We start from the raw sequence: 19,518 nt of genomic DNA on the forward strand, positions 1-19,518 counted from the left end.
TGAGGCGGGGCTCGCATTGTACTTTTGAACTGTAAATCAAAAGACCGAAAGATCAATGACAACTGCACCTCTTACCGATCTCGACATTGCTAAAAAAGTACAGCTCACTCCCATTACAGAAATTGCCAAAAAATTAGGTCTCGATCCCGAAGAGATCGAAATGTATGGGAAGTACAAAGCTAAATTGCCTCTATCAAGGATTGACAAAAAGAAAATAGACTCAGGAAATCTTATCCTTGTTTCTGCTATTTCGCCAACACCCGCCGGAGAAGGTAAAACTACAGTCTCTATTGGTCTTTCTGAAGCTATGAACAGGTTAGGAAAACAAACTACTGTTGTCCTAAGAGAGCCATCCCTGGGACCGGTTTTCGGCATCAAGGGAGGAGCAACAGGAGGAGGGTATTCCCAGGTTCTTCCTATGGAAGACATCAACCTTCACTTCACCGGAGACTTTTCGGCTATTGAAAAGGCACATAATTTACTGGCAGCTCTGGTTGACAATAATATCCAGTCTAAAGTCAATAATTTAGGGATTGATCCCCGAACCGTCTCTCTAAAAAGGGTAATGGATGTCAATGATCGTGCACTGCGTAATATTGTTATTGGCCTTGGTGGAACAGGATCAGGGATTCCACGGGAAAGCGGATTTGATATAACAGCAGCATCCGAGATCATGGCCATTATGTGTCTTGCAGAAAATCTTGAGGATCTAAAAGGACGTCTTGGGAACATTTTTATAGGTTACACTTTTGACAAGAAACCTATTTATGCGCGGGATCTAAATGCTGAAGGTGCTATGGCCACGCTGCTAAAGGATGCGCTTAAGCCAAACCTGGTGCAAACCATGGAAGGTAATCCCGCCATTATTCATCTCGGTCCTTTTGCCAATATTGCCCAGGGCACCAACTCTGTTATTGCTACCAGAATGGGGATGAGCCTTTCTGAGTACACGGTGACCGAAGCCGGTTTTGGTTTTGACCTGGGTGCAGAGAAATTCCTTGATATCAAATGTCAGAGTGCGGGATTAGCGCCTAAAGTGGTGGTGATGACCACTACCATCAGAGCGTTGAAGTACCACGGTGGAGCACCGCTTTCCTCTCTTACGATCCCCGATGTTGAGGCTCTTGTAAAAGGATTGCCAAACCTGGAGAAACATCTGGAAAATGCACTTCAGTTCAACATCACCCCGGTAATAGCCATCAATAAATTTTACAGTGACAATGATGAAGAGATTCAGGTTATTTTGGATCTCGCGAAAAAGCTTGACATTAAAGTTGCGCTTTCCGATGGTTGGGCAAAAGGAGGGGAAGGAGCTTTGGAGCTTGCCCAAAAGGTAGTCGAAGCCATTGAAGAAGGAAAGTCTGACTTTAAACCCCTGTACAACTGGGACGAGTCTGTTATTAATAAAATAGAGACCATTGCAAAAAAGGTCTACGGAGCAGATAAGGTAGAATTCGGTCCAAAAGCTAAAAAGGATCTTAAGAACATCATGGATCTTGGCCTGGAAGGCTTACCTGTATGTATAGCCAAGACACAGAAATCATTGTCTGATGATCCTAAACTGTTGGGACGACCAAAAGGATTTACTCTCAATGTAAGGGAAATTGAAATCGCTGCCGGCGCTGGATTCCTGATCCCAATTACCGGAGATATGATGAGAATGCCCGGTTTACCGGCACATCCCGCATCAGAGAACATTAACATAGATTTGGAAGGAAATATTTCGGGGCTAATTTAGGGGCAAGATCTATTAACTTCCAACTAAGATGAACCTTCCGGGTACGCCCGGAAGGTTTTTTATTCTACAATTTCCTTTACTTCTTTTGGCAGCTGATCTTTTAGATGCTCTAACTGCTTTCCCTGTAGAAACCGATTCAGGGAATTTATGGTTATGGAAATGATCTCTTCTGTAGATTTGCTCCAGGGAAAATCTTCTTCTCCATATTGAGCCTGAAGTTTTTTCACTTCTTCCTTCATTTCTTCAACAGTAGAAAAATCCTTTAATGGTTTTTCGCTGTATTTCCAATCCTCTACGTAAATTCCCTTAAAGATCATGGGCAAAGGGTCGATGAGCTGCATAGCTTCCCCTAAATGGATCCTGTCACGAACGGTGTGCATTACTGCCCGCCATATTTTCAGCACTCTATCTTTCTCTTCGGGGTGACCTAGATCCTTTGCCAGTTCATTTACATAATCATGCGCTTCCTTCGCAAATTTTTCAAAACTCAAATTAAATGTCATAGCTTCATTTCTTGGTTCAACAAAAATTTCTCTTCCTTAGAATATAACAAATCTTCCAGGTCATGAAAAATCAGGAGTCCTGTTTAACTATTTATAATACAGTTTTTTACATTTTTTATATCAGTGTTTTTTGCTTAAGTTGGAGGTAAATGAAAATTAATGGTCAGGCGAATTTTCATTCATTTTTTCATATACCTTTGATTAAAATTTTAAATACTTAATGAAGAAATTTTTAGTTGTAAATAAGCCCGAGAACTGGAAGCTTTCTCTAGAAAACATGGAGATCATTTCGGCCCGGGATTATCTTACAAATTCCGAATTTTCAAATCTTAAGAAAGCTCGCATATTTAATTTGTGTAAGGATTATTCTTACCAGAGCAAAGGTTATTATGTATCCTTACTAGCCGAAGCCCGTGGACATCTACCAATACCTACAGTAATGAACCTGGTGGATCTTCGGGAACCTAAACTGGTGAAGATCGTTTCGGATGAATTTGATGATCTTATTCAGAAAAGTTTAAAAGGAATCAAGTCTTCAGAATTCACACTTAGTATATATTTTGGTCAAAATGTGGCTCAGAAATATAGGGAGCTTAGTGCCATGTTTCACCGGCATTTTCAGATCCCTTTCCTTCGGGTAAAATTCTACTATTCAAACAAGTGGAATATCAAGTCGATCAAGGCTTTGTCTGAGATCGAAATTCCCGAGGAGCACAAGCCTGTAATGCACGATTTTGCTATACAGTATTTTGCCAAGAAGAGGTATGATACCCCGCGAAGTGGAAGTTATGAATATGATCTTGCTATCCTTGTGCAGGATCATGATCCCGCCCCGCCCAGCAACCAAAAGGCATTAAAAAAGTTTGCCGAGCTCGCCGAAAAGATGAATTTCTATGTAGAATTTGTTTCTCCTAAAGATCTGTCAAGACTTTCGGCCTTTGATGCGCTGTTCATACGTCAAAGTACCGAGGTGAATAATGAAGCCTACGCCTTTGCCCGTAAAGCACAACAGGAAGATATTGCCATTGTGGATTATCCCGATGCTATCCTTAAGTGTTGTAATAAGGTTTTTATGGCCGAAGCTCTTGAGAATGCCGGAATTCCTACTCCCGTAACCATCATCGTGCACAAAGAAAACCGCAATAAGGTCATTGAAAAAACAGGACTTCCTTTAGTGCTGAAATCTCCCGATTCAACTTTTTCATTTGGTGTCAAAAAGGCATCAACGGTTGAAGAATATGAGAAGCTGGTAGGAGAGATGCTAAAGGAATCTGAGCTTATAATCGCACAGGAATATACGCCTTCAGATTATGACTGGAGAATCGGGATCCTCGACGACAGGCCAATTTTTGCGTGCCGCTATTATATGGCCAAAGGTCACTGGCAGATCTACAACTGGAATGCAAAGAAAAAAGATGATCAGGAAGGGAATGCAGATGTGATATCCATTGATGAAGTGCCAAAAAAGATCCTGGAAGCCGCCTTAAAATCGGCTAAACTTATGGGGAAAGGGCTGTACGGAATTGATATTAAAGAAGTGGATGGCAAGCCTTTGGTAATTGAGATCAACGACAATCCGAATGTTGACTTCGGAGTTGAAGATCGCTACTATGGAGACAAGGTATACATCGATATACTCACAGCTCTTAAGAACCGTCTTGAAAAGAAAATAGAATGAGTTATCACCTTTTTGAAGTCTTCGGAATAGAATTGGAGTATATGCTGGTAAACTCCAGCACCTACAAGGTCAATCCTATAGTTGACAGGCTACTTACCAAAAAGAACGGCAGTCTCACCTCAGACGTGGAAAATGGCAAGATTGAATGGAGTAACGAGTTGGTTGCTCATGTGGTAGAACTGAAGACAAATGGCCCAACAGCCGATCTTGAGACCCTTGATGAACTTTTTTCTGAAAACGTTCGGGAGGTAAATGAACTCCTCAGGGACTTTAACAGCGAATTGTTAGCCACCGCGGCACATCCTCTAATGCAGCCCGAAAAGGAAATGCAGCTATGGCAACACAACTATAGCAGGATCTATGCGCTGTATAACCGCATCTTTGACTGTACCGGCCATGGGTGGAGCAATGTGCAGAGTATGCACATCAATTTACCTTTTTCGGGAGATAAGGAATTTGAAAAATTGCATGCCGCAGTAAGAATATTGCTACCTTTAATTCCGGGGCTGAGTGCGAGCTCTCCCATTTTTGAAGGGAAATTCACCGGATTTAAAGATGCCAGGATGCACGTCTATAAGACAAATCAAAAAGAGATCCCGGAAATGACGGGTAAGGTGATCCCCGAGCAATTCTTTTCCAGAAAAGATTATCAAAATGGCATTTTTGATCCTATAAATAAAGCCATCAAACCTCATGATACCGAAAATATTCTCGATCAGCACTTTCTAAATTCGAGAGGAGCCATTGCCAGGTTTGACCGCGGAGCGATCGAAATAAGGGTGATCGATGTGCAGGAATGTCCAAAAGCCGATATAGCCATAGCAGTTCTAATTATTGAAGCATTAAAATTACTGGTGAGCGAAGAATTGATCTCTCTTGAAGATCAAAAAAACTGGCATGAAAATGACCTTTTTGAGATCTTTAATGGGGTGATCATAAATGCTGAAGACACTGAGATCAAAAATGCAGAATATGCCGGAATATTTGATCTGGAGCCGGGAGTCAAAACACTTGATGTCTGGAAAAGGATCTATTCGCTGGTCAAAGAAGACCTTTCTCCAAAGCATAAAATAAACATAGAAATTTTGCTGGGGCATGGCAGTTTGTCCAGTAGAATATTAAATGCTTTAGGCGAAGATCCTACAGAAGAGAAAATCCTGAAGGTTTACCGGAAATTAGGTGACTGTTTACAGGAAAACAGGTTTTTTCTGAATTAACAATAATCAATTAAGGATCAAATTTTTGAGTGGATGAAGTTAGTTCTCACTTGCGAACATGCGGGAAATGAGGTTCCTGAGGCCTACCGGAATTTTTTTTCCGGGGCAGTTGAGGTGCTGGAGACGCATCGCGGGTTTGACCCGGGGGCAAGGGATCTGTTTCAGGAGCTTTCGGGACTGGCAGTTTTTAGCCAGGATTATATGATAAGCAGGCTGCTGGTGGAACCTAACAGATCTCTGGGGCATGAACAGCTATTTTCAGAATTTACAGTGCCATTAAAAGACTCTCAAAAAAAGGAAATCCTGAAAGAATTTTATCTGCCATACCGGGAGTACATAGAGGGGAGGATAAGAAGCCTTATTCAGGAAGGAAATGATATACTCCACATTTCGGTACATACTTTCACTCCCGTACTTAACGGGGAGGTGAGAAATGCAAACATCGGCCTCCTGTTCGATCCCTCCCGAAAATCAGAAAAAAGCTTTTGTGAAGATCTTAAAGAAAGGATTCTTCAGCAGGACAGAGATCACAAGGTGCGTTATAACTATCCTTATCTGGGTATTGATGATGGTTTTACTACCTATCTCAGACAACAATTTCCGCAGCAATATTCAGGAATAGAGCTGGAAGTGAATCAAAAATTCGTGCAGGACAATAAAATGGAAAAGCGCCTCAAAAATGACATTTTTGAAGCGCTTTCCAAAATACTTTCCGAAGCCTGAAGGTTATCCGTTCAGCGTCGATTCAAGCGTGATCTCAGCATTCAATAGTTTTGAAATCGGGCAATTTTCTTTTGCGTGTTTTACCAGTTCATCGAATTTTTCCTGTGAAATTCCCGGGACCTTAGCCTCTAAGGTAAGATGTGATCTTTTAACTGTTCCATCCTCAAATGTGATCTCACACCTGGTTTCCAGCTCTACAGGATTGAAATCTTCCTTGCTCAAATTTGCTGAAAGCTGCATGGTAAAACAGCCGGAATGTGCAGCTCCAATAAGCTCTTCGGGATTGGTTCCCTGTTCATCCTCAAATCTCATTTTGAAAGAATACGGTGTTTTTTTAAGCACCCCGCTCTGTGTAGTGAGATTTCCTTTTCCTTCCTTTATTGTTCCGTTCCAAACGGCAGTTGCATTTCTTTTCATGTTTATATGGTTGGGTTACTAATTTTGCTCTTTTAGGGATTTCATATCTATTACGAACCTGTAGCGTACATCGGCATTTAAGGTTCTTTCATAAGCTTCATTGATCTGATCAATATTGATCATTTCAACATCTGAAACTATACCATGTTCTGCACAATAATCCAGCATTTCCTGGGTTTCCTTTATTCCACCAACTAAAGAACCTACAAGACTTCTTCTTTTCATTATCAAGGGCGCAGCGAGTACTTCTGAAGGTTTTGGGGGAATTCCCAGTAGTACCATGACCCCATCTGTTTTTAAAAGATTGAGATACTGGTTGTAATCGTGTTGTGCGGAAACCGTGTTAATGATAAGATTGAACCGGCCGGCCATCCTTTTCATATTTTCCTCTTTGGTGGTAAGTTCAAAATGAGCAGCGCCCAATTCGTTTGCATCCTGCTCTTTTTCGGGGGAACGACTAAGCATTGTTACTTCCGCACCCATTGAGGATGCCAGTTTTACGGCCATATGTCCGAGTCCGCCAAGGCCAACTACTGCGACTTTGTCACCTTTTTTGACATTCCACCTGCGGAGAGGGGAGTAGGTCGTTATTCCGGCACATAGCAGTGGAGCTACTGCATAGAGCGGCAGCTTTTCGGAAATTTTCAAAACAAACTCTTGCTTTACTACGATGTGAGTAGAATAACCTCCATAGGTATGAACGTCTTTGTCCAGGCGGGAAGGGGAATTGTAAGTTGCTGTAGGACCATTTAAGCAGTACTGCTCCAGGCTTTCTTCACAATTTTCACAATGGCCGCAGGAATCTACAAAACAGCCCACTCCAACAGTATCACCCTCTTTAAAATTCTTTACTTCTTTTCCTGTTCGGGTTACTTTACCCACGATCTCATGACCGGGAACACAGGGATATTTTGTTCCGCCCCATTCATTACGGGCAGTGTGTATGTCTGAGTGGCAGACCCCGCAAAACAGGATCTCTATTTCAACATCTCCCGGTCCGGGGTCAGAGCGGTCTATCTGGAAAGGCTTCAGATCTTGATCTGCAGCCTGAGTAGCATAAGCTTTTACGTTTTTCATACCTTCTTTTTAAGGCTCTTGAAGATACGGATTTTACTGTAAAAGATGAGATAGTATCAGGTTAAAACTATTTTAAGTTCGTTGCGATAAACTGAGGGAGACTTTCCCGTAAATTTTTTGAATTGTTTGTTGAAATGGCTGAAGTTATTGAATCCGCTTTCAAAGCAAATCTCTGTTATGCTTATTTGTTTCTCATGCAGAAGCTTGGCTGCATGTACCAGGCGGTATTCATTGACAAACCGGGTAAAGGTCTTTCCTGTTATTTTTTTGAAATACCTGCAGAAAGCCGGTACAGTCATGCTCACTTTCTTAGCTACTTCTTCCAGCGTAATGGATCTCTGAAATTCTTCTTTGACAAAATTGAAGATCACATTTACCCTTTGATTGTCCTGTAGTTCTGTTTCTAAAATAAACCCCTGCGCATTTAAAATTGAATATTCCTCTGAACCTTCCAATAAGTGCAGAATTTCAAGAAGGCCGAGGAGGCGCTCCAATGGAGGCAGGTCTTTGAGTAATTCCATTTTCTCACCTATAACATTCTTGGAAATTCCATTATAGACAATTCCCATGGCTGCCCTTTCAAAAAGGGCTTTTATGTTCTTCATTTCAGGAATGTCGAAAAATTGATTGCCAAGAAAATCAGGTTTTATCTGGATCACAGTTTCATTCTCATTTCCCGTAAGACCATCTGTTAGACCACAGTGAGGAAGATTGGACCCAATAAGTATAAGGTCCCCATTGCTGTAATAGGAGATGTGACTTCCAATTTGCCGCTTCCCTGAACCATTCTTCACGTAAACCAGTTCTATTTCAGGATGATAATGCCAAAAGGTATGTTTTCTGTTCTGGTGGTTCTTATCATAGGTTCTATATGTAAATGAACTCCCAAACAGCGGCTCTATTTTTTCTAATTCGGGTTTTACATTTAATTTCATAAAATCGATTAAAAGATGAAGTAAATTTAATTCCGATTAAAATACGCTACCTCACTTCGATTACCCTTTAAATGTTCATTTTTAACCTAAAACGTTTTAGTTAGCCTGAAAAAGATCAAATTTGAACATTTATTTGCCAATTTTCATCTATTTGCCGGAGGAATAACGCGGTATGTTTGTTATGTAAAATTTAATGGTTTAACCAAAACAATGAAAATTATGAAAAAGCTGAAAAAGATTTCTTTAGTTGCTTTATTCCTTTTTACCTTCTCTGTTACTGGTGCTAAGGAAAAAGATGGAGATGGGGTGAGCTTGAATGGAGAGCAAACGGTTTTAGTAGATCTTTCTAACGTGAACTGGGGAACGAGTATTTTATTTGAAGATAATTTTGGTGTAACGCTATTTAAAGATGACTTGCTAAAGGATGGACAATACAATAAAAGACTCCATTTGGAAATGGTTCCACAGGGTATCTATTTCCTTAAAGTCGATAAGAGATTCGCAACGAAGGTCTGGAAGATCAAAAAATCATCTAAAGGTGTAGAGATCGTAGGTAAATCGGCTACTATAAGTAAGCCACACATACGGGTGCAGGCAAAAAGGGTAAATGTATTTATGAATAATATCCAGAAAGGCAGGGTAGACCTTACAGTAGAGAACAGGAGCGGAGAAGTTCTTACTGTAATTAAAGACTCGGGAGAACACATCCAAAAAACCCTGGACTTTGCGAGCGTACCACCGGGAGACTACTGGATCAAGATCGCAAAGGGTCAGGAAAGATTTAAGGAAAAAGTAGTTATTAATTAAGGATCAAACACTACTTAATCACTGCCCCGGGTATTTTCCCGGGGCAGTTCTTATTAATTATGATCAGGATTTCTTGAGATAGATCACGGCCATTGGAGGTAAGGTCAATGAAATTGAATTCTCCTGCCTATGTGCAGGTAATTCCTGGCTTTCTACCTTGCCGTCGTTCTTCACATTACTACCTCCAAATTTCTGATCATCACTATTGAAGATTTCTTTCCAACTACCTTTTTCCTGTACTCCAATCCTGTAGTTTTCTCTTGGCACAGGAGTAAAATTACAAACAACCAGCAGGTTGTCTTTAGGATCATTTCCTTTTCTCAAGAAGCTGATGATACTGTTTTCTTCATCATTTATATCCACCCATTCAAAACCTTCATAGGAGAATGCCTTTTCATAAAGGGCAGGTTCTTTCTTATAAAGCTTGTTGAGTTCCCTGAAGGTCTCCTGTATTTGTTGATGTGGTCCCCGATCTGTTAGATGCCACTCCAGGCTGGAATCGTGATTCCATTCTGTAGTCTGCCCAAATTCTGCCCCCATGAACAGCAGTTTTGTTCCGGGATGAGCAAACATATAAGAGTAAAGAGTCCTGAGGTTGGCAAATTTGTTCCATTCATCTCCCGGCATCTTGTTAAGGATGGATTGTTTTCCATAAACTACCTCATCATGAGATAAGGGTAGCATGAAATTCTCTGTAAAGGCATAGTTGGAACTGAATGTAATTGTGTTTTGATGATACCGCCTGTTAATAGGATCTTCACTAAAATACTTGAGCGTATCGTGCATCCAGCCCATCATCCATTTCATTCCAAAACCTAATCCGCCAATGTAGGTGGGTTTGGAAACCATTGGCCATGCTGTGGATTCTTCGGCTATGGTTACGGCATCGGGGAATTCCTTATATACAACTTCATTGAATTCCTTCAGGAAACTAATAGCCTCCAGGTTCTCGTTTCCACCAAATTCATTAGGCTCCCATTCCCCTTCTTTTCTGGAATAATCAAGGTAAAGCATAGATGCCACGGCATCCACTCTCAAACCATCGGCGTGGAATTTATCAAGCCAGAATAGCGCGTTGCTTATCAGGAAAGATCGTACTTCATTTCTTCCGTAGTTAAAAATGTAACTCTGCCAGTCCGGATGAAAACCTTTCTTGGGATCGGCATGTTCGTACAGATAAGTGCCGTCAAAATAGTGCAATCCGTGCAAATCTGATGGGAAGTGGGAGGGAACCCAATCCAGGATCACTCCAATTCCCGCCTGGTGCAGACTATCTATAAGGTGCATAAACTCCTGGGGAGTTCCAAAACGGCTGGAAGGAGCAAAATATCCGGTGATCTGGTAACCCCATGATCCAAAGAATGGATGTTCCATGACAGGCATAAATTCCACATGGGTAAAGCCCAGGTCCTTAATGTACTGCGGGAGTTGCTCGGCAAGTTCCAGATAGGTAAGGGATCGAAGATTATCCTCGGGTACCCGTTTCCAGGATCCCAGATGTATTTCGTAAACCGACATAGGCTGCGGCTTCCCTTCTTTTTTCTGCCGGTCTTTCATCCATACCTTGTCTTTCCAGGTGTTCTCAAGATCCCAGACTACAGAGGCCGTATTGGGAGGAGTTTCCCATTGAAAAGCAAAAGGATCTCCCTTTTCGGCTTCATAACCGTTGTTGGACCTGATAAAGTATTTATATAAACTACCCTTTTTGGCACCCGGTATAAAGACTTCCCAAATCCCCGAATTATCCCAACGGGCGTTCATTGGATGGGCTTCCCTGTCCCAGTTATTAAAGTCCCCCACTACAGAAATTCTCTCGGCATTAGGAGCCCAAACCGCAAAGTACACTCCTTCAGTTCCCATGTACTCCATAAGGTGAGAACCCAATTTGTTATACAAGTGGAAGTGTTTTCCTTCGCGGAACAGGTGGATATCAAACTCAGTAAGCAGGGTCGCTTCCACCGGTTTATCTGAGGAGGATTTTTGCTCCTCCTTTTTGTTCGTAGTGAGATCCTCTACTTTCTTCTTTGCCTTTTGAGCCGCAGCTGCAACTTCCTCCTTGTCGGGCAGAATTTCCTCTACTTTTTTCTTTGCCTTTTCGGCTTGAGGGATGATCTTTTCAGCAAGGTTCCCGGCTGCAGCTTTGATGTCCTCAGGATCGGGAATTAGGTCCCGGGCCATCTTTTCGAGATCCTTTTTTGTTCCTTCATCTGGTGTAACCTTCTTTTTGATATTTTCGGCTGTTTCTTTTGCAGTCTCTTTAAGGTCTTCGGAAGGAGAGGTGTTAGGCAGTTTCATTTTTTCCTCGGCGCTTATTCCGGGAACTTTTTTGTGCCTTGACATCTTCTTCGGAGCTTTTTTCTCTGTTGCTGCCGGTTCAGCCTCTTCTGCTTTTTTGCCTGCACTTTTCTTTTTTGCAGTCTTTGAAGTCGCCGAAGCTTTCTTTTCAGCTGTTTTTCGGGTTCCGGTTTTCTTCTCGGGGCTTTCCTCGGGAGTGGTGGTGACTTTGGTCGCCGGTGCAGCTACATCGGGCACCTGGTCATCGGTTAGAGGTTCCTGAAATTTAGCAGGTTTAGAAGAGGATTCCTGCTCTTTCTTTGCTGCGGATGTTTTTCTTGCCGATTTCTTAGGTTTAGGACTGGCTGCTGCGTCTGCATCGGGCATCTTTGTCTTTGGCAGTCCTGTCTTTAGTTTGGTGGCCTTTTCTTCAGTCGTTGATTTTGACTTTGCTGAAGTTTTCTTCGTCTGCTTTTTAGGCTTAGGCTCGGCTGCTGCATCTGCATCGGGCATTTTGGTCCTAGGCAGACCCGTGTCCAGTTTGGTCGGCTTTTCTTCAGCAGAAGTTGCAGACTTAGCGGATGTCTTTTTCTTACCTGCCGCTTTTTTGGTCGCCGTTTTCTTTTCAGCAGCAGACTTTGTCGAACTTGTTTTCTTTGTTCCCGTCTTCTTTGGCGAGTTATCACCTACTCCTTTCGGTCCTTTAACTTCTCCCGATTCTTCAGGAGAAGTTTTACCTTTTTCGACAGGTCCTTTTGGAGCTTTTCCGCTGCCTGAAGTCTTCTTCTCTATATCTTGCTTGTTGTTCTCTTTCTTAGCCATAGTTTATTGTTTAATGCATGATTTAATTCCCCTTAGCGGGATCAAGACCCAATCTGGCCGGTTGTTTAGTTCATAATTCATTTCATAGATCGCTTTTTCGAGCAGGAAGATCTGCATAAGGATCTCGGTATCGTCTTCATCTGGTGGAATGAAGTCGTTTTCACCAACATGTTCATAATATCCCTGAAGGAAAATTTTAGTTACCACATAATACCAGTTGTCGGCCCAGTTGTCCAGTTCCCCTTCCTTATTGTGATCATCAATTTCTGATTCCATAATACTGCTGTAGGCTGCGTAGTGGAAAGAGCGAACCATGCCTGCCACGTCACGTAGCGGGGATCGCTTTAATCTTCTTTCACTAAAGGATCGTGCAGGTTCCCCTTCAAAATCAATGATCACAAAATCCTTTCCTGTCCATAAAACCTGCCCCAGGTGGTAATCTCCATGGGTTCGAATCTTCATAATCGGGATTTTATGGTCGTAGACTTTCCTGAAGGTTTTGAGAACTTCTCCTTTCATATCCAGTACTTCCTGCGCTTCCTCCTGAATATGCTTCGGAAGGGTTTTTATGCTCTTCTGAAGGTTCTGGAAAGCATTTCGGGTAAGAGACTGCAGGGAAGAGAAAAGAGATCTCTGGTAATGCAGGGAAAAAGGTTCCGGTTCGAAATCTTTTTCCTGTGGATTTGCAGCCAGGGCCTTGTGCATTTCAGCAGTTCTTTGTCCCAGCAGAAACATTCTCTCAGGAAAGACCATTCCCAGTAATTCCTTCATGTTCTCTGAAAGATCCTGGTAAGAATGAGGTTTTAAAGTATGCGCTACAGGTTCAAATTCCTGATCTTTAGGCATGGTCAATACCCTGTCAAAAAAGCGGTTTAATGCATCCTTTGTATAATCCCAGGCATCGCCCTGGTTAGGAACCAGGTCCTGCATCATTCCCAATACAATGATATTTTTTGCATCGGGTTTATACTCTATTGCCCCCACAAACCGTGGAGAATTTTTGTATTCTGTCTTTTCTGTGAGATATTTTGTGATCTCCAGATCGGGGTTAATTGTGTTGTCCAGTTTCCGGTAGAGCTTGAGGAAGTATTTGTTATCGAAAATTAGCGAAGTATTACTCTGCTCTGCGTTAAGGATCTTTGAATGTACCTTATCTGCTTTATCAAATCCGTTCTCACTATGGTAGAACACCAGATTTCCGCGGCCACTCTTCAATTTGCGACCTTTTTTGATGTTTCTGAAAAGGACGTTTCTAAAGCTTTCACTGTAGACGGCATCAAAAAGATAGCCTTCTTCTTCTCCCAGTTTTAATTTTGCAATGATGCCCTTAGCAGGAATTTCTTTGTATTCTTCATCAAACTTCGGACTTAAGAACCCGAGCGGAAGCTGGTAAACCTCTGGTAACCCATCATTGTAGCTTACCTCAATAGTTATTAGAGTGGAAGGAATTTCCTCCACCGGGATATCTACTTTATTCACCACCGTGATATTCTGTATCACCCTGGACTTTCCGCCAAACCAGCGGCAGCTATTGAGATAATTAGGCAGAATATTGTGCTCAAATTTTGACTTTGTCTTGTTTTGAAGCAGTTGTTCCCACTCCTCAACCTGTAGTTCAGGGGTTTCAGACTTGGCTACATGACCTTCTTCTTTTTGCAGCTGGAACCAGTAGTAACCGTGGGGCGCCATGGTGAACAAATAAGGATGTTCGGTTATCCGCGGGAATTTGTTATGACTAAAGACTTCTACCGGGATATAATCCTCATAGGCCTCGAGATCCAGCTCTGCAGCCTGAGGGAATCTCGAAAGGTTCCCAAGTACCAGAATGTCTTCATCTTCAAAGGTCCTGGTGTAAGCAATGATCTTGGCGTTGCTCGGGGAAAGAAAATTGATGTCCCCACGCCCGAATGCTTTAAATCTTTTTCTCATGCTAATGATCCTCTTCATCCACCAAAGCAGGGAAGAGGAATTCATTTGCTCGGTCTCCACGTTTACAGACTCATATTTGTACGATGGATCAATGATTACAGGCAGGTAAAGTTTATGCGGGTTGGCATGAGAAAATCCTGCATTTCTGTCTGATGACCATTGCATTGGAGTTCTCACCCCGTCACGGTCCCCCAGGTAATAATTATCTCCCATTCCAATTTCATCTCCATAGTAGATCACCGGAGTTCCGGGGAGAGAGAAGAGCAACACGTTCATCAGTTCAATCTTGTTACGGTTGTTTTCCAGTAAGGGAGCCAACCGGTGTCTAATTCCAACATTGATCTTCGCCTGCGGATCTTTGGTATAAACCTTATACATATAATCCCTTTCCTCATCGGTGACCATTTCCAGGGTCAATTCATCATGGTTCCTAAGGAAGATCGCCCACTGGCAGTTTTCAGGAATATCGGGTGTCTGGTCGATAATGTCCATTATCGGGTATCTGTCTTCCATCTTGACCGACATGAACATGCGCGGCATAATAGGGAAGTGGTAATTCATGTGACACTCGTCTCCATCTCCAAAATATGCAGCCGAGTCTTCAGGCCACATGTTAGCTTCTGCCAGGAGCAATTTATTCTCATATTTGCTGTCGACATGAGCTCTTAGCTTCTTTAAAAAGTCATGGGTTTCAGGAAGGTTCTCACAATTGGTACCTTCTCTTTCAAACAGATAAGGCACGGCGTCCAGCCTGAATCCATCTACTCCCAAATCAAACCAGAAATCCAGGACATCAAAAACTTCCTGTTGTACTTGTTCATTGTCAAAATTGAGGTCGGGCTGGTGACTAAAGAACCGGTGCCAAAAATACTGTTTGGCAACAGGATCCCATGTCCAGTTGGAGGGCTCGGTGTCGGTAAATATTATACGGGTGTCCTTATATTTATTTGGGTCATCTGTCCAGACGTAATAATCTCTTTCGGGGGAACCTATAGGAGCATTTCGGGCACGCTGGAACCATGGGTGCTGGTCTGATGTGTGATTGATAACCAGCTCGGTAATGATCTTCAATCCGCGGTTATGGGCTTCATCAATGAGTCTCTTGAAGGTATCAAGATCTCCATAGGAAGGGTTGATACTGTAGTAATCTGCAATATCATAACCGTCATCGCGAAGGGGAGAAGGATAGAAGGGCAGGAGCCAGATTGCAGTTACCCCCAGGTCTTCCAGGTAATCGAGTTTTTGAAGAAGGCCTTCAAAATCTCCAATTCCATCACCGTTACTATCGAAAAAGGCTTTTATGTGAAGTTCATATATAATAGCATCTTTATACCAGGTATCCTGATCGTTCGCTTGAAGTGGTTTGATCATGCTAATTGCTTTTATTGTATTGGTTTTTTAGTTTCTACTTTTAAAATATGTGCAGGGATCGCCCGTGGATGCAGCTCGACATAATTCCACTCGTTTTGCCATATATAGCTGGATCCGGTCAAGAGATCTTTTACCGAATACGAGTCGCGATCCTCGATCCTGAGTCTTCTTAGGGGTACCTGGACCCACCCAGATTGGGTATTGTTCGGGTCGAGATTCACCACTATGATGAGCTTGTTTTTCTCATCCTGGTCTACCTTGGAATAGCATATGATCTGGTCGTTATCTGTAGCGCAGAATTCGATGTTCCAGGTGGTCTGCAGGGCCTCGTTCTCTTTCCTGATCCTGTTGAGGATACTTATCATTTCTTTGGTTCGGGTATTGCGATGCCAGTCCCAGTGATAGATCTGATATTTTTCAGAATGTATGTATTCCTCTTTGCCGGGATACGGTTCATTGAGCCCGAATTCAAAGACAGGTCCGTACAGTCCATAGTTGGAAGACATGGTGGCGGCAAGGATCAATCTTATCAAAAAGGAGGGCTCATCTTTATGCTCCAAGGAAATAGGAAGTATATCGGGTGTGTTGGGCCAGAAATTCGGTCTGTAGTACTCCCTAACCTCGGTTTGAGTGAGCTGGGTTAGATACTCCTCAAATTCCTCTTTGGTATTTCTCCAGGTAAAGTAGGTGTAGGACTGGTTGAAGCCAATTTTCGCGAGCTCTTCCATTACCCTTGGACGGGTAAAAGCCTCTGCCAGGAAAATGATCCCGTCATGCTTTTTATTGATCTCCCTGATACACCATTCCCAGAATCCAAAGGTCTTTGTATGCGGATTGTCTACTCTAAAGACGTTTACCCCTTTATCGATCCAGAATTCCACTATGCTTTTCAATTCATCCCAAAGGTTCTCCCAATCTTCAGTCTCGAAATTCACCGGAAGCACATCCTGATATTTCTTTGGAGGATTTTCAGCGTATTGAACGGTTCCATCCGGTCTCCACTTGAACCATTGCGGGTGCTCCTTGACATAAGGATGGTCGGGGGAACACTGAATAGCAAAATCCAGGGCAATCTCTATTCCCATGTCCTTTGCTTTTTGGACCAGGCGGGTAAAATCTTCCATGGTACCCAACTCGGGGTGAATGGCCTTGTGGCCTCCTTCATTAGCACCAATGGCCCACGGCGAACCGGGATCTCCTTCTTCGGCTTCCGTAGCATTATTAAGGCCCTTTCTATGGCTGCGGCCTATAGGATGAATAGGTGGGAAATAAATGGTATCAAATCCCATTTTTGCCACCTCAGGTAAAACATTTTCACAATCCTTAAAGGTCCCGTGCTTTCCCTTTTCGGGAGAAGCAGATCGCGGAAAGAATTCATACCAGGCGCTAAAAAGTGCTTTTTTCCTTTCTACCCTTACCTCCAGCGTTTTATCATAGGGAAAGGCCTTACTGCGATCCCGGGATTTATACATTGCCCTGGAAGCACTGTCGCTTAAAGCTTCAGAAACTGCTCTTTGCTCATGCTCCTCATCCCGCAAGAGTTCGATCCATTCCTTTAATTTCTTTTTGTTGGGGGCAGATGCCCGGGGAAGGGCTTCTTCCATGAGTTCTGCTCCAATAAGTAACTCGGTTTTTATATTTTGATTTGCAGCGGCCTTTTTCTCAAGTCCGTCCTGCCATGAAGTGAAGTGATCTACCCATGCTTCGAGGGAGTATTCGTAATCTCCCGTTTCATCTAATCTAAAGGTAGTGCTCCAGTGATCATTACCTTCGAACTCCATCGGTTTTTCCTGCCATTTTTTCTCACGACCTCTACCTTTCTTTTTCTGCCGGTAAAGGAGTACTGCATCCACTTTATCATGGCCGTCACCAAAAATATCGGCTTCTACTTTTATATCTTCATTTACAACTCTCTTGATAGGATATTTGCCACAGTCAATTTGGGGTTTTACATTTCTTATACTAACTCTCTTATGACCATCAATTTTCATATGTTTTCTTTAAAATATAGGAGGTTGATTTATTCTGAAATGCCCGTCATTTCAGGTCTTTTAGAATTCTAAAACACTTAAATTTAGGTAAGTAAAAGCACACCCTTAGTTAAAAAACTATTAAACATTAATTCTTCCATTTTATCCTTCTTAGCTTTGAAAGTGATTGAAAAATCTGGTAGAAGTTTATTTATGGGAAAGAGCGTTGGTGCAGTATATAATGGAGATAAAAAAACTGAATTTTGTGTATGGGCTCCGTTTGCCGAAACTGTAGAAGTTATTCTGAAAAACCGTGAGCCACAGGTGCTCTCACAAGATAATGATGGATACTGGTCCGGGACCCTTCAAAATGTAGAACCGGGGGAATTATATAAGTTTCGGATAGATAAAGAAGAATTTCCCGACCCTGCCTCACTTTCCCAGCCCGAGGGAGTGCATTCCTGGTCACGTATCATCGACCACAAGGCTTACTCCTGGCAGGATCAATCATGGAGAGGAAGGGAACTATCCAGCATGATCATTTATGAGCTTCACGTGGGAACCTTTACCTCACAGGGCACTTTTGAAGCTGTTATTGACAAACTGGATCATCTGGAAGAGCTGGGCATCAACACCATTGAACTTATGCCGATAGCACAATTCCCGGGAGGCCGAAACTGGGGTTACGACGGGGTTTATCCCTTTGCTGCGCAGCATAGTTATGGAGGGGTGGAAGGTCTTAAGAAGTTGATAGATGCCTGTCATCAAAGGAACTTCAGCGTTATTTTAGATGTGGTCTATAACCACTTTGGTCCCGAAGGAAATTATATTTCCCGGTACGGACCCTATTTTACAGATAAATACCACACGCCCTGGGGTAGTGCTATTAATTTTGATGATGAACATTCAGACCAGGTTAGGCATCATTTCATTCAGAATGCTTTGATGTGGCTGGAGGATTTTCATTTTGACGGACTCCGTCTTGATGCGATCCATGAGATCATTGATCGGGGTGCTAGACATTTTCTAAAGGAGTTGAGTGAAAGAACAGATGAACTGGAGGAAAAGACCGGAAGAAAGTATGTTCTCATTGCCGAAAGTGATCTCAATGATACCAGAATAATTGAAGAATATTCAAAAGGTGGATATGGACTCGAGGGGCAATGGGTGGATGACTTTCACCATGCAGTTCACACAATCTTGACCGGGGAGTCAGCCGGTTATTACGCTGATTATGGAAAGATGGAATACCTGGCTAAAGCTTTTAAGCAGGCTTTTATCTACGACGGGATGTATTCCCCTTTCCGGAAAAAGACAGTAGGCAATAGTCCGCAGGGATTTGCGCCATCCAATTTTGTGGTCTGTATCCAGAATCATGATCAGGTAGGGAACAGGTTGCTGGGAGAGCGCCTGGCAGAACTGGTAAGCTTTGAGAAACAAAAACTTGCTGCAGCAACAATGCTTACGGCTCCTTTTGTGCCAATGCTGTTCATGGGCGAGGAGTTTGGGGAAAAGCAGCCATTTCAGTATTTTATAAGTCATGGGGATCCCGATCTTGTGAAGGCAGTTCAGGAGGGGCGAAAAAGGGAATTTAAATACTTCTTTCATTCCCATTCTGAAGGGGAATTTCCCGATCCACAGTCCGAAGAAACTTTTGAAAATTCAAAGCTGAACTGGAATTTCAGAAAGGAAGAAAAACAACATCTACTTTTTGAATTCTACAAGGAATTGCTGAAGCTGAAAAAAGAAGGTGCTTTTAAGCTTTTTGGACATAACAGTCTTAAAACTGAAGCTGATGAGGAAAAAAAGATCCTGAAGGTTTCGGCTAAGAATGAAAACACAGGGTTACACGGGATCTTTAACTTTGGAGAATCCGGATACATCGAAAAAATATCAGGAAAGGAACAACCGGAAGTCCTTTTATTTTCCGCAGATAAAAAATGGGGAGGAAGATCGGGATTGGAGGACCTTTTTGGTTCCGGAGAGCTCAATATTCCTCCTGAAGCTGTAGTGATCTACAGGTCGTAAAAAAGATCCCTTAAAAATGCCTTTTTTGG

13 protein-coding genes are annotated in these 19,518 nt (G+C 42.5%); 6 read left to right on the forward strand and 7 right to left on the reverse strand.

Annotation, left to right across the window (positions count from 1 at the left end; genetic code table 11):
• Positions 1 to 55: 55 nt before the first annotated feature.
• Positions 56 to 1,738 (forward strand): formate--tetrahydrofolate ligase, encoded by a 1,683-nt coding sequence (locus VR862_RS00565; RefSeq protein WP_324718984.1) that lies wholly within the window; start codon positions 56 to 58, stop codon positions 1,736 to 1,738.
• A 59-nt stretch (positions 1,739 to 1,797) separates the two neighbouring features.
• On the opposite strand, the gene VR862_RS00570 is transcribed toward VR862_RS00565, so the two are convergent.
• On the reverse strand, positions 1,798 to 2,241 hold the full coding sequence (locus VR862_RS00570; RefSeq protein WP_324718985.1) for a DUF2267 domain-containing protein: 444 nt from the start codon (positions 2,239 to 2,241) through the stop codon (positions 1,798 to 1,800).
• 220 nt (positions 2,242 to 2,461) lie between these two features.
• On the opposite strand from VR862_RS00570, the gene VR862_RS00575 reads away from it, so the two are divergent.
• The 3 genes from VR862_RS00575 to VR862_RS00585 are packed head-to-tail and all read left to right on the forward strand — an operon-like array spanning position 2,462 to position 5,859.
• Positions 2,462 to 3,919, forward strand: coding sequence for a RimK family ATP-grasp domain-containing protein (locus VR862_RS00575; RefSeq protein WP_324718986.1), 1,458 nt, complete (start codon positions 2,462 to 2,464; stop codon positions 3,917 to 3,919).
• Positions 3,916 to 5,136: a carboxylate-amine ligase gene (locus VR862_RS00580; RefSeq protein WP_324718988.1), complete on the forward strand. Its 1,221-nt coding sequence runs from the start codon at positions 3,916 to 3,918 to the stop codon at positions 5,134 to 5,136. Before VR862_RS00575 ends, VR862_RS00580 begins: the two co-directional genes overlap by 4 nt.
• Positions 5,137 to 5,169: 33 nt before the next feature.
• Complete coding sequence (locus VR862_RS00585; RefSeq protein WP_324718989.1) at positions 5,170 to 5,859, forward strand: N-formylglutamate amidohydrolase; 690 nt, start codon at positions 5,170 to 5,172, stop codon at positions 5,857 to 5,859.
• Between the two features lie 3 nt (positions 5,860 to 5,862).
• Here VR862_RS00585 and VR862_RS00590 read toward each other — a convergent pair whose 3' ends face one another.
• Genes VR862_RS00590 through VR862_RS00600 form a run of 3 tightly spaced genes read right to left on the reverse strand, consistent with a single transcriptional unit; the run spans position 5,863 to position 8,288 of the window.
• On the reverse strand, positions 5,863 to 6,276 hold the full coding sequence (locus VR862_RS00590) for an OsmC family protein (protein ID WP_324718990.1): 414 nt from the start codon (positions 6,274 to 6,276) through the stop codon (positions 5,863 to 5,865).
• Between the two features lie 18 nt (positions 6,277 to 6,294).
• On the reverse strand, positions 6,295 to 7,353 hold the full coding sequence (locus tag VR862_RS00595; RefSeq protein ID WP_324718991.1) for an NAD(P)-dependent alcohol dehydrogenase: 1,059 nt from the start codon (positions 7,351 to 7,353) through the stop codon (positions 6,295 to 6,297).
• Between the two features lie 56 nt (positions 7,354 to 7,409).
• On the reverse strand, positions 7,410 to 8,288 hold the full coding sequence (locus VR862_RS00600; protein WP_324718992.1) for an AraC family transcriptional regulator: 879 nt from the start codon (positions 8,286 to 8,288) through the stop codon (positions 7,410 to 7,412).
• 219 nt (positions 8,289 to 8,507) lie between these two features.
• Here VR862_RS00600 and VR862_RS00605 point away from each other — a divergent pair, with 219 nt between their 5' ends.
• Complete coding sequence (locus VR862_RS00605; RefSeq protein ID WP_324718993.1) at positions 8,508 to 9,095, forward strand: T9SS type A sorting domain-containing protein; 588 nt, start codon at positions 8,508 to 8,510, stop codon at positions 9,093 to 9,095.
• 63 nt (positions 9,096 to 9,158) lie between these two features.
• Here the strand turns inward: VR862_RS00605 and glgB are convergent, their stop codons facing one another.
• The 3 genes from glgB to VR862_RS00620 form a co-directional block, all read right to left on the reverse strand.
• Positions 9,159 to 11,054, reverse strand: coding sequence for a 1,4-alpha-glucan branching protein GlgB (glgB, locus tag VR862_RS00610; protein WP_324719630.1), 1,896 nt, complete (start codon positions 11,052 to 11,054; stop codon positions 9,159 to 9,161).
• A gap of 1,140 nt (positions 11,055 to 12,194) precedes the next feature.
• Positions 12,195 to 15,491, reverse strand: a complete 3,297-nt coding sequence (treS, locus tag VR862_RS00615) for a maltose alpha-D-glucosyltransferase (RefSeq protein ID WP_324718994.1) — start codon at positions 15,489 to 15,491, stop codon at positions 12,195 to 12,197.
• Between the two features lie 11 nt (positions 15,492 to 15,502).
• The gene (locus VR862_RS00620) at positions 15,503 to 17,482 is read right to left on the reverse strand and encodes an alpha-1,4-glucan--maltose-1-phosphate maltosyltransferase (protein ID WP_324718995.1); all 1,980 of its coding nucleotides are present in this window, start codon (positions 17,480 to 17,482) and stop codon (positions 15,503 to 15,505) included.
• Between the two features lie 192 nt (positions 17,483 to 17,674).
• Between VR862_RS00620 and treZ the strand changes: the two genes are divergently transcribed.
• Positions 17,675 to 19,489, forward strand: coding sequence for a malto-oligosyltrehalose trehalohydrolase (treZ, locus tag VR862_RS00625; protein WP_324718996.1), 1,815 nt, complete (start codon positions 17,675 to 17,677; stop codon positions 19,487 to 19,489).
• Positions 19,490 to 19,518 lie beyond the last annotated feature (29 nt).

Origin of the sequence: Salinimicrobium aquimaris (assembly GCF_035607535.1) — a bacterium.
GTDB lineage: Bacteria > Bacteroidota > Bacteroidia > Flavobacteriales > Flavobacteriaceae > Salinimicrobium.